We start from the raw sequence: 11,986 nt of genomic DNA on the forward strand, positions 1-11,986 counted from the left end.
TGTATCTAATTGCATACTTTCAAAAAATATCCATTACGGGCTACTTCCTTCTCGTTAGAAAATGTCTCTTCTATATAATCTGGAGCACAACGACTCGGAAATGCATATTTAATGTCATTTATCATCGTGCCATAATACACATCTCGCTTTAAGAGACGCGAGCCCCCAAGCGCGTAATTGTTATATGTGCCATGCCCTATAGGAAGTCCCTGCACAAATGCGAGGACACCCACATCATCAATCGTATTATTCCATTCTTCGTTGGAAATGGTGGGCAGCGTAAACGTGTAGGACACCCCATTGCGGGCAGCCCATTCATTATGCTTATTTATGGCATATTCCAGTTCATGTTGGATCGCATTCACAATCGTTGTCCGGCGAGCAGCATCAAATCGAGCATCATTCTGCAGCAATGAAATGGTAGAAATCGTTTTTAATTCACGTTGAAATCCTTCTATCCATCGATTTGCATCTGGCTGATAGATAGCAACAAAATCGTCCAACGTAAATGAGAATACATTGCCTTCTTCATCGGTATACGCATAAGGAACTGTCGGTTTCCATACATGTTGGAGTCTCACCTCCCCCATTAGGTCCACGAACTCTTCTTCTGCATATACATCAAATCCGTCATACCCGATGACCGCAATAACTGGAATGTATTGCTTTAATTGATTTTGTCCCATCGGATCAGCGAACAGCTCAAAGTTAACATAAAGCGTATTAAAGAAAGCTTGAATCGCATCTGCTTTGCGCAGCTCCAATCGCTTATGTGACTCGTACCCTTCCTCCGTCTCCTTCCAGATCGCGGAAGTGTTCAAGGTGAACGCCGCATCATTCACAGCATTGTCTAGCACTTGATTGTACTGGGATTCGGTATGTAACTTGAACATTTGTTCTTGCGCATGCAAGCGATTAATCCAAAAGAAGGGTAACATAATCAACACGAACAGGATGGGAAATTTAATAATCTTCATTTCGAACCATCCCCCCTACAGGAACGACAATCTTCTCCGTCGGCGCAAAGGATTGACTTAACCAGTCCAACAGAACGGTCGCTTGCGTCCGATTCGTATTTTTTACTGTGACACTAAAGTAGTCTCCAATCTTTAGCTTATACCGTCGATTTGGCGCATCGATCGGTTGAGCAAGATAGGGAAATAGAGTCTTCATAATCAACGCTTTGTTGTTGAGCCGGTAATGTACCAAAAAGTCGGACTTGAACGTATTCTGCTGCACAGGGTCCTCGTAAATAGGGTCATATTTCTTTTCATAATGAATCATGTCTACGTCGAACATATTCCCCGTTAGTTCGATTTCCATCACGAACCGATTCCACATCTCTGGCGTAACGACGCCCTTGTCCCTTACCGCATCGACAAACTGATGGGTGCTCTTCATGACATACATCGTTGATATATCATCTTGTCTCTGAAAAGACTCCAATAGAGGAAAGATAAACAGCAACAGTATGCCTAACAGGGTGGCTAGAAGCTTCAGCAGTGCATTAACCACACACTCTCCCCCTATTGATATATTACTCGCACGATTTCTCCCGTTTCATTTCGGATCACCTGTGCGTGATAGGTCTTTTGCTGTGGAATACTTCGTAGAGACAATGCTTCTACATCCATTTCCGGTCTGTAGACAATGCCTTCGACGAGCAACTCTACCTGCGTTTGAGGCAGCAATCGTATCGTATGGATGACTTCAGCACCCGTTCGCTGCATTACATCCGCAATTCGAAGCGTTTGATCCAAATTTCGATCTTTATGCTGGTTTTCAACATCGGCTTGTCCAATCGCAGCTGAGGCATCATGAGCAAGCTGAAGCGAGAACGATAAGGCTGCAATGAAAAAAAGGATAGCGGCAGAAAAACCGATTAAAATTCGTGCATTGTCCATGTTTGCCTCCAAGTAAAAAGGGCGACTCCATGTCAAAGACACCCATTATCTGATTACTGCTTATTGCTGCTCAAACACAATCCCTCGCGTTACATTGCTCGAGTCGATAATGACCTTTGCTTTGAATTTCCCGCTCGGGTTCACATAACTGTCCTGTGACTCCATCTGAGCTATCTCGATGTTTTCGTTCCGTTCGGATCTGGAAATAGTTCCGTTCCCAAGAACTTCATACCCATAGTACACACCATCCCCTTTGCTCGCTTTATTTTTCCCGGTAACAACACGGATGCCGAACTGATCCTGCATGTAAAACTTGCGGATTGCATTAATCACCTGCGAACCGCTGACCATCGTATTGTCGTATACCGTGAACGAAGCTTTGCTTAACTCCGTTTGAATGGATGAGAACTCATTTTGAGCTGTCTTCGTCGCTTCCTGAGCAGACACGAACAGCAGGACCACAATAGTAATCAAAGCAATTGTTAAAAATATTCCTGCCGCCACTTTTAAAGCGGATTGAGCATTGTTCATGATTCAATTCTCCCTTTCTCGTTCATAATTGACGAATTTGTTCAAAGGACGAGCGCATCTGCTCCGCGCTCATCCATACAAGCGGGATAACTAAATATAAAAATATGAGCGCATACATCGGCGCAAAGCCGAACCACTGTCCCCAGCTTGCTTTCATTTCAATGCTTTTCTCATAATGCTGCTTCATCATTTCTTGTTCGTACATCCATTCCTGCTCCACATCATCGAATGCTTGCTGAAGCGGAATATGGTCATGTGCCAATTCTAGCTTCTCTACAAACCGGACAAAATCGGGATAGGGCACGTCAGATTTTAATTGCTGCAATGCCGTTTCTGGACCACTCTCCCAGTTCATTACACAAGTTCTCAACGCTTGGCGAAAGAACATAGAACTGCGGCTCATCCATTCCACGACATGCTCTGCAGTCATCCGCTCAAATACGCGCAACAGCAGTGTCAGTGATTGAAATTGGCTTAACTCCGTCCGCATGTCTATATACTGAATGCGAATACGAATGTGAAGCATCAGCATGGAATAATGATAAGCTGCCATTCCAGCTAGCAAAGTTAGAGCGAATTCCCACCATTTCACCTGAGCATTGCGTATTTGTTCCGCATATTGAGTAAACGCACTGCTTACTTCATTCCGTCTGCGCTCATCCCAATCAGATCGACCGGAATGGGAGGATGAACTCCATGTATCTGTCAGTAAAAGATTTGGATAATCAGTTGAATTGTTATTCATCCACGCACTGGCTTCTTCGGCAGACAGACCGAACGGCACAACTCGATCCAGCAGATGATGCCATGACCATTGCGTCGATAGAGATTGAAGCATGAATAACAGTACTAATCCTGTGATAACCGTGACACAAGCGTTCAACAAACGCCGACCGTAAAAATGCTCTAAGGGCATTACCTCGTTAGCTTCATCCAGCAGCCGCTGAACCTTGCGTACTTGTATTGGATTACACCGGGATAGCCAGCGTCGCAACAACCACTTTACCCCCTTGATTTCCCACAGTTGCAAAGTCCACCTCCGCTGTTCTCTCGGGTTGAACAACTTGTGCCGCCATTGCAACTGCTGCAGTAAGCGATGACAGACTATTACGGTCAAGAACACCGCAAGCTGCAACAGCCAACCAAGCTTGCTCTTATAGAACCATTCCATTGCAGGAAAATAAGACTTGGCCCATTGCTCCAACGGATCCGTAAACAAAATCGGAATTATCGCTATCGCCTTTAAACCACCAAGCAAATACTCCAGTCTGGAACGCATCACCAACTCCAGTTGCATTTCACGCACGATCATCGATATCCCTAGCAAGTAGGAAGAGCCTTCTTTTTGCGGCGGATCCCCATATTCCGCAACTAAGCGCGACAGTCCGGCAAATAGCTTAAAAAACCGGTTAGGAGCCGCTTCCTCATAAGAAGCGAGCGCTGTTTCAGGCTCGGGATCGTGAACCATAATAATGAGGCGCTGCAGATGAGGTTCTATCATCGGAGCTGCGCGTTCCAGAGCTTCTTCCAAAGCAGCATCTACCATGCGATGGCGATGGTATGAATGCCTAACATCCGTAAACGCGGCCGCGGCCAGCTTTAACAGCTTGAATTCGGCTCGTTGAATGACGTAATCGCGATAAAGCCCCTCCGCCACGCTTAGCATAAGAATCAGCATGAACCACGACAGCACATCCTGGTCAAAAGAAAGGAAAATCGCTGCGGCTAGCGCAGCAGTCATTCCGCTTCCTAGCATTACTGCAGCCGTCTTCTCCCGCAAGCGCCATTCATCGTAGGAGTAGAATGGGGCTAATTGCAGACGAAGCGATGCTGCTTTACGCTTTAAAAATGGCGTTCGACAGGCAACATAAGAGATTTGCCGCAGCAGCTTCTTCTTATAGTAGTTCACTGTATCTGTCCAGCCACGTTGTACGGATAAAGATGGACTCAACGCCTGTGATCGTGCTATACGCCGTCCAATCCCCCACAGTAAGCCCCACATCATGATGGAAGTCGCCGCAACCCATATCATCCAGTTACTAGCCTGCAATCGGAAGCCCACCTTCCCGAGCAATCCACTCACGGAAACGACGCTTATCTTCTGCTGTCATTTCCTTCTCCATCGCTTCTTGCTGGTGCTTGGAGATCGGATGCACAAAGAAATAACGGCCATGTTGGTACTCCACAATATTTCGATACTTGAATTGTTGCGTGCGAGCTAATTGGCGATGCAGTCGTTCTGAAGACATGATAAAATCTTCCCACGTTACAGGCTGCATTTGTTCGGCTGTATCCACGTCACTGCTTCCATCATCAGTGATGCGTACAGGGATACATTCCGTAATTCGTTCAATGTAACGTTTGCCGTCCGCATCGCGGCTTAAATGAACATCGAAATGGATAACGCCAGTCACCTGCTGCTCTGCAATAGATTCATTATGAAACATGCCCGTCTTCAAGAGTGAGTTGCGCAAAGAAAACACTAAGTCTGGAAATGTCTTGGCATGATGCGTGAAAATAGTAAATAAGCTGGCTACTTGCGCCATCTGTATCATCCAAGCCGCCACCGGATCCGTAGCCACTTCACCTAAAATATGAACGACCCCATCCGTCTTCTTCTGCACATCGAGCCCGGCTTGCCCGGTAATTCGTTCGGTTTCCCGTAAAGTAAGCACGTTGCGCTCCGGATACAGACGTCTTAAATGAAGCTCAAACGCCTGTTCTTGCACGCGAAGCGGATAGAACGGATAAATAGCGCGTACTAACGCCATCAACAACGTCGTCTTGCCGGAACCTTGTGCACCGGTAATCGAAGTAACACGTGCCCCCTTCATTAAATATTGGAGCAGTGTGACTGGTATGTCCGCGTTTCTGTCCGTAATCAATTGCTCTAACGAGATGAACTCCGTGTCGAACTTGCGTACGAAAAAAGCCCATGATTCGGCGAACGGCGGCCGTAAAACGACAACCCTTGAGCCATCCTTCATATGATTGACACGAAATCCGTCCGCTTCCGTCAACGGTCCAGGCGATTGATATTTGTAAATATTTTGGCACACCCGCTTCAGTTCGGCTTCATTGCCGAATGAGAGGAACGCAAACCGAATGGATTTCCCTTTGTAAAAAACCCAAACGCTATCACATGAGCGGATCGGAAAATCTGCTGTTTCTTCAGAACGATGTTGAGTTGCCTTCGCCATGCGGCTTGAATGAACAAATCGTCCGGTCTGGTTCATAGCATCCTCAGGCACTCCGTTAACTCCCCCTGACACGCCGTCTATGCGCATATCGCGTATTTCATCAATAACGGAGAAGCCTTTATAACGCTGATACAACCGCTGCGCAACGATACGTAATCGGTCATCCATCTGAAACTGCATTCGTTCCTGCCTAAACGCGTCGTTCAGCTCCTCTACTGTTACGACATAGCTTGATTCCTTGTCCGATTCAGTCGTCACTGTTTTAAGATCGTCCCATTTGTACCGCTGAATCAGTTCATGCAAGGCATCATATTGATATCGCTGTTTGAAGGAATACAGCAGTAAATCGAATTTATCTTGAGACGTCAAGCGGATTGGGTCGTCAAAAGGAATGAGCCGCTCAATATCCTCTTGGGAGAGCTTGATGTGATTGCTTATAATATCGACAATCCATTCCTTAATATATTCCTTGTCCGCAGGATCCCCGCTGCAGCAGCTGCGAAGCGATTTCTTCAGAGCAAGACGCCGTTGCATTTCTCGCTTGTACTGCTCCTCGTCGGCATAGAAGTCCATGACGAGGTCATTCGTCCAAATAAGAAATGTTTGTTTAATGACATTATCGAGCCGCTCCCATGACCATTCATGCAGTTGCTTTGCGAAAGGTGCAGCATTCGATTTGCGAAGAAACCGCCAGCCTAACCACATTGCACATCCGATGAGCAGAAGTACGATAAGCAGCGTATTCCATCCCGTACTACTCATCCCGACAATTCACGTCCTTTCTGGCGGTGGAATCCCGATTCATCCATAATGAATTGGGACAGGCGCTGTTGCTCTGCGATAAATGAAGAGCGCTTCCCACGCCCATGCTGCATTGATTGATGCATGAACCATGCGAGCAGCCTTCCCTCATCGGCTGCGTTGCGGTATCCAGTGGAATAAGGCAATGTGAACAACGGTGTACTTAGCTTATATTTTCGTTGCACATTAGCTGAATTCAAGCGCACACCCGCATCGTACATGCCTAACACATAGGCTGAAGCATTCATTTTCTTCATCCGGAATACACCCTCCAGCAATCGCCGAACCTGTGGCAGGACGATAAGCGTTCCAGCGAAACCTAAACCTGCGTTTACATTGTCTATTTCCGTAACAGCCACATCCTGCTCATCGATATCCCACAACACGATGTCATAATGCTTACCGGCCATCTCCATTACTTTGGACATCAGGTCGATCCTGAGCTTACTTCCTTCCCCTTCGAAGCCAGGTATAATATCCAGACGATGCATAACCTGAACGGTGCAGTTGACGAACAAATCGGCATCGAGCTGCCGGTGCTCGTATAAGCGAAGCAGAGAGCTCCATCCGTTTGGAGTCTGTAATGAGGCGCCTGCAACCGGCATCGATATTACACTGGGCGGGAACAACGCTTCTACGCTCTGCCCCCTCTGCTTCATGTGGACGAGCAATACGTTCACGTGATGCTGCCATGCGAGGGTCATCCCTACACATGCCGTCACCGTTGTGGCTCCGCACAAGCCTCTTCCGCTGGAACGGACTAACCAGTGTTTACATAGCGGCATAGCGATTACGCCCTTTCTTCTCAGTCCTTAAGCATCTCTTCCATACCTTGTCCGGCAATTCCCCAGTGAAACACTCTGTTAAAGCGCGCCACGCCCTCTTCGTCGAGCGCATATACGATGCCGCTTCAAATCGGCCTTCATGCTCGTGTTCCATTTGGGCGATCCAATCCTGTTCCCCCTCTGCGATGGCAATGGGCTCTCTTACCCATCGGTGTGAAAAGCCAGAATGATATAGCTCGGCAATAAATGCGGCTTCCGCATCAGGATCGACGGAACGAAGCTGAAGGGATATGAATTCTAGCGGTTCCCCATTATCATGCAGCTGAACTGTTTGAAGCCATTCGATATTTCTATATAAGGCATAACGCTCCAGCGTATGTGTCATGAACCTTATATCCGCTGCTTGCCACTGCTTCGCATTGCCAAACGTGGAACGATCCGTATCGATAATGACATCGTCATAGAAGCCCAGGTCTCCTCCCTGGCGTTCCATCCCTTGTTCCATATCAGCCCAATTCACTGTATCCCCCATAACGTCAATTCCGTTCCAGTTCAAAATGGAAATGTGCCGTGTTTGCTGTAATCCGGTATAGTAAGCCAATCGCTGCGTTATCGTTGCATCAACTAACAGCACTTTGCGACCTAAACGGGTCAAAAAAGTTGCTAAAGCAATCAGATGAATACTTTTGTCGCATGCGCCAATAAAAATTCCCTTTGCCAATCTTCTCCCTCCGTTATTACCTTCATATAGTTGTTGTACCCGTGCAATTATTAAGGATCTTTCTCGTTCAAAAGACTTGGATTCGGAGTTACGTTAACCTCCTCGGCTTCTCTCTCTGCCACTACATCAGGTGCTGCGCCCGTTTTGCTGGAAGTGTTCCCCCTATCACTCTCCTGCCTTGCTTCACTCCTCCCCTGCTGAGCTTCAGTCACGGTTCTTTCCAACTGCTCGTTAGAGGCTGGGGCAAGTCCATCGAACGGAGAACTTCGCTTCGATTCCGCAGCATTACCAGTGAATGGGGCGTAACCCGAGACTCTGGCCGGATTGGCATCTACCGTTCCTTCCCCCGCTAGCGATGAATCGGGAGCGCGGGACATGCTTTCGATTTCGCTTCCTCCTCGATTCAGCTTTAAACCGTTGGCAGCCTTCTGTTTCTCCCAACTTTTCTCCATTTGCTGCCGAACGACGCGTGCCAAGGCGGTGTCCGCCTTCTTCACGATATTCGGATTGGATGAAATCAGCTTCAGCACATCAGCATTTGCGGGATAGTTCGGCACCGCTTTCTTCTGCAGATGCGGTTCCACATAGCGGAGGGCGTAGATCTGACCACCGTTCCGATAAGCGTCCACGCAAGCGCTAGAGAACATCAACCGCTCCTGCTCATCTAACTGCATCCATATCGTAGGCAGTTGAACCCTCATTATCGATTTTTGCGTAATGACGACGTAATCTTGTCCATTCGGAAAGCGAATTCGAATGTCCACGACATCGTGTTCTGTTAACAAAAGCGGTAATTGAATAACCGCCGTCTCCATCCACCGCATGTCATCTGCAAGCACCGCTTCCTCATACAGCATCGAGAACAAAATCGGCGTCTGCGCGCTAACATCAATTTTCAATACTTTTCCGACAATATCGTCCGGATGATTCATCCTTTCTTGCGGAACGACGTCTGCAGACGCTTGAATCATCGCGATGTCTTGCGAACGAATTCGCTTGCCTGCTAACAACGGCTGCTTAAACACCCAGACAGAATCACGTTCCTTCTGCTGCTCATCTGTAAGCTCCTTCAATCGGCTTATTTTTTGTTCGTAATCCGACCTTACCATCTCATTCCGAGCATCGTTCTTCGTCATGGACCAGTAGTGATAAGAAGCAAAGAGAAGACTAGCTGCCACCGCCCCGCTTATACCGGAAATCAACATTTGCTTCGTTCTTCGTGTCCATCGTTTCAACTCCGCAGCACTCCTTTCTTAGATTTGCTTCCCCCTATCCATCTACTAAGCCGACGAAGCAGGTTCTGCTCTACACCCTCAAGATCTAGAATGCAATCCAACCATCGACTAGACGCTTCATCCCAAGCGAATGGATTCGCACGAACAGGAACAGACACTTCCCCGCGACAATATTGCCGCATTCTGCGCCTAGCGGACATCTCGTCACATTGATAGAGATTGGCCATGTACCAATGGCGGAACTGCCTCGATTCGAAGAAGCGGACAATCGTCTCTGATTCCATTCTTCGCCATGGCGCTTGACTTCCTATGAGAACAGGGATTTGGGCACGCATGAATTCGTCGATTCGTTCCCCCGAACCGTAACAACCTAAATCAAGCACAATGTAATCGAATTGTCCCATTAATGCAGGCATCAGATCCTCGCCATCATTCCAGTAAAAACAATGGAATCCATACAGCTTCGTCTTCTCTGCGTTGGGGGTCAATTCATGTTCGCCTTCATAATCCGCAGCTAACGCTTTAATCGTCAATCCAGTCGTCGGATTTGCGTCCACATAAGCGATCTTGCCCAGCCTTCGCTTCCCGAGCTGATACGCGCACATTAATGAGGCATGGGTCGTTCCAAGTCCTGGCGCCGCTCCCAAGAAAGCGATAACGACGCTTGATTTACCCCGGCGGAGCGCGTGGTTGACCGATGCTGAATTCCGATACTCCTCCTTCTGGACTGGAATATATTGCTGCAACTCGCCTAACAGCTCAGTTGCCTCTTGGTAACGATCCTGCGGCTGCTTCGCCAATAGCTTCATCATGACGGAATAGAACGATGGCGGGACATCATCTTGGAACATATGCTCCTTCAAGCTTCGATCACCGCGCCATGTGCCTGTCGTAAGCATGTGTCCCAGCAGCGCTCCGACTCCATACAGATCCGTTCGGGCGTCGCTTTGCTTGCCTTCATATTGCTCCGGAGCCGCGAAGCCTATCGTTCCGAGCTTCGCCGTATCCTGCTCACTGGCAGCACTCACATTTCTTGCAATGCCGAAATCAATTAGCTTCACTTGGCCTTGCTTCGTAATCATAATGTTGGATGGTTTCACATCTCGAAATACAATCGGCGGTTCTTGTTCGTGCAAGTACGATAACGCTTCGCATACCGGGATGACGAGCGCTACTGTCTCCTGAAAAGAGATGGGCTTCCTTCTCAACCGCTCCGCCAAAGTCTCTCCTTCGATGTACTCCATGACGAGATAAGCTCTTCCTCTCTCATCCGGCGAGAAGAAGTCAACAATGAGCGGGAGATGCGGATGCCGAAGCGCGGTCAGCAGCTTCGCTTCATGTATGAGCTGACGCACATCTTGCGACACTGGCTTCGATTCCTTCACCGCCCATTGCTTCCCGGCCAACCGTTCATCGTAGGCCAAATAGACGACGCTCATTCCGCCTGCACCGAGAATTCGCCCGATGCGATAGCGCTCATACAGAAGCTCCCCGGGCTGCAGATGCGCATGTAATGACTGCAAACTATCCCCCTCCAGACAACAAAAAAAGCACTCTGAAAACGAACCGCAACGGTCGTAATCAGGGTGCTTCCCTGTGTATGCATATGTTTTGATGCTATTGTAGTGGAAACGATCACACTTGTCCAGTGTTTTTTTAAAACTTTTAGAATTCGCTTCCGATTCCACAATATTTAATGACATAAATAATATACCATTAATACAAGCTCTATCAATACTTCAGCATATAAAGTGTAATCTCGTCACGATTGTGGAACAGCTGCTTCGCGCGCAAGATCTGCATATGTTCACTGAACATCTCCGTCACATCACGTATTGTCTGCAGCGGCTTCTTGTGCATCAGCTTCACCGTTACGATTACCGTTCCTCCAGAGATAACGGAGTCAAGCAGTTGGATGACGAGCTTAGCCGTCACTTTGGGACTCCAGCTCATATCACAGACGAGCAGATCGAATTCATACGGCTCAAATGCGACCTCGCCCGCATTCTTGCCGAAGTAGCTCAGACGAGGATGGTTCATTAAGCTCGGATGCATCTTGGCTGGATCAACAGCAGTCACATGCACTCCACGCTCTAGCAGCAGACTCGTCCAGCCTCCCGGTGCCGCACCGACATCGAGCGCATTCCGATACGCGGAGAACTCAAGCCCGAATGTGCGCTCTGCTTCCAACAGCTTGAATTTTGCGCGCGATACTTGACCTTCTTCACGCTGGAACCGGATGGCGCCGCCCGGCCAGTCAGAACCTGCTTGCGCAGGCGTCACAAGGCCGGCATACACCATACCCTCATGTATGAATAGAGAGATGATGAGAGCTGGGTTTTGAACGGCACTAAGTGCGCCGCCCGCCTCAGCAGCAGCCCTTAATGCATCTCGCAGCGCTTTGTCCTCCGGTGCATTCGATACGCTAGAGCGTACGTGTACGGCAACATGTATATTTTCCATCGCTGCCTCTGATTGTTCAAATAGCTTGTTAACTAATAAACCTGCAGAAGCAGGCAGGTCAGCTTTCATTGAAGACTCTTCTACAACGGCATGCACAGGTTGAATATGTCTGATAAAGATAGCGGGCTGTTCCTCCAGCAGACGCAGCACCTCATGCGCATCCGCAGGCAGTTCCATCAGTGCCGTCTCACCTGACACGAGCATACGGCTTTTTAGCTGCCCGAAGCTTCTTCTCAATTCTTCCTGCGCATAAGAAATGAACCCGTGATTTGAAGTAATCACCCAATGCGAGGCTGGTTGAAAGTGTTGTTCCAAATGTATTTGATGTAATGGCTCCAAGTAGGTT

At 48.1% G+C, this 11,986-nt stretch carries 11 protein-coding genes; all 11 read right to left on the reverse strand.

The window, feature by feature from the left end:
• Positions 1–5: 5 nt before the first annotated feature.
• Positions 6–977: a hypothetical protein gene (locus M3650_RS15270; RefSeq protein WP_251575959.1), complete on the reverse strand. Its 972-nt coding sequence runs from the start codon at positions 975–977 to the stop codon at positions 6–8.
• The gene (locus M3650_RS15275) at positions 964–1,515 is read right to left on the reverse strand and encodes a hypothetical protein (RefSeq protein WP_251575961.1); all 552 of its coding nucleotides are present in this window, start codon (positions 1,513–1,515) and stop codon (positions 964–966) included. Before M3650_RS15275 ends, M3650_RS15270 begins: the two co-directional genes overlap by 14 nt.
• An 11-nt stretch (positions 1,516–1,526) precedes the next feature.
• Positions 1,527–1,904: a hypothetical protein gene (locus M3650_RS15280; RefSeq protein WP_251575963.1), complete on the reverse strand. Its 378-nt coding sequence runs from the start codon at positions 1,902–1,904 to the stop codon at positions 1,527–1,529.
• A gap of 60 nt (positions 1,905–1,964) precedes the next feature.
• On the reverse strand, positions 1,965–2,435 hold the full coding sequence (locus M3650_RS15285) for an ABC transporter permease (protein WP_251575965.1): 471 nt from the start codon (positions 2,433–2,435) through the stop codon (positions 1,965–1,967).
• A gap of 22 nt (positions 2,436–2,457) precedes the next feature.
• Positions 2,458–4,518, reverse strand: coding sequence for a GTPase SAR1 (locus M3650_RS15290; protein ID WP_251575967.1), 2,061 nt, complete (start codon positions 4,516–4,518; stop codon positions 2,458–2,460).
• A complete protein-coding gene (locus M3650_RS15295) occupies positions 4,475–6,397 on the reverse strand; it encodes an ATPase, T2SS/T4P/T4SS family (protein ID WP_251575969.1) in 1,923 nt (640 codons plus the stop codon). Before M3650_RS15295 ends, M3650_RS15290 begins: the two co-directional genes overlap by 44 nt.
• A complete protein-coding gene (locus tag M3650_RS15300; protein ID WP_251575971.1) occupies positions 6,394–7,158 on the reverse strand; it encodes an ABC transporter permease in 765 nt (254 codons plus the stop codon). Before M3650_RS15300 ends, M3650_RS15295 begins: the two co-directional genes overlap by 4 nt.
• A gap of 49 nt (positions 7,159–7,207) precedes the next feature.
• Complete coding sequence (locus M3650_RS15305; protein ID WP_251575973.1) at positions 7,208–7,942, reverse strand: ParA family protein; 735 nt, start codon at positions 7,940–7,942, stop codon at positions 7,208–7,210.
• Between the two features lie 50 nt (positions 7,943–7,992).
• Positions 7,993–9,177: an SAF domain-containing protein gene (locus M3650_RS15310; protein WP_251575975.1), complete on the reverse strand. Its 1,185-nt coding sequence runs from the start codon at positions 9,175–9,177 to the stop codon at positions 7,993–7,995.
• The gene (locus M3650_RS15315) at positions 9,174–10,700 is read right to left on the reverse strand and encodes a serine/threonine-protein kinase (RefSeq protein WP_251575977.1); all 1,527 of its coding nucleotides are present in this window, start codon (positions 10,698–10,700) and stop codon (positions 9,174–9,176) included. Before M3650_RS15315 ends, M3650_RS15310 begins: the two co-directional genes overlap by 4 nt.
• Before the next feature lie 208 nt (positions 10,701–10,908).
• Positions 10,909–11,979: an SAM-dependent methyltransferase gene (locus tag M3650_RS15320; protein WP_251575979.1), complete on the reverse strand. Its 1,071-nt coding sequence runs from the start codon at positions 11,977–11,979 to the stop codon at positions 10,909–10,911.
• Between the last annotated feature and the right edge of the window lie 7 nt (positions 11,980–11,986).

The organism is Paenibacillus sp. MER TA 81-3, assembly GCF_023713585.1.
Classification (GTDB): Bacteria; Bacillota; Bacilli; order Paenibacillales; family Paenibacillaceae; genus Paenibacillus_B; species Paenibacillus_B profundus.

Coding starts and splice junctions, on each gene's coding strand:
- M3650_RS15270 (WP_251575959.1), bottom strand. CDS start 977: ATGAAGATTATTAAATTTCCCATCCTGTTCGTGTTGATTATGTTACCC.
- M3650_RS15280 (WP_251575963.1), bottom strand. CDS start 1,904: ATGGACAATGCACGAATTTTAATCGGTTTTTCTGCCGCTATCCTTTTT.
- M3650_RS15285 (WP_251575965.1), bottom strand. CDS start 2,435: ATGAACAATGCTCAATCCGCTTTAAAAGTGGCGGCAGGAATATTTTTA.
- M3650_RS15295 (WP_251575969.1), bottom strand. CDS start 6,397: ATGAGTAGTACGGGATGGAATACGCTGCTTATCGTACTTCTGCTCATC.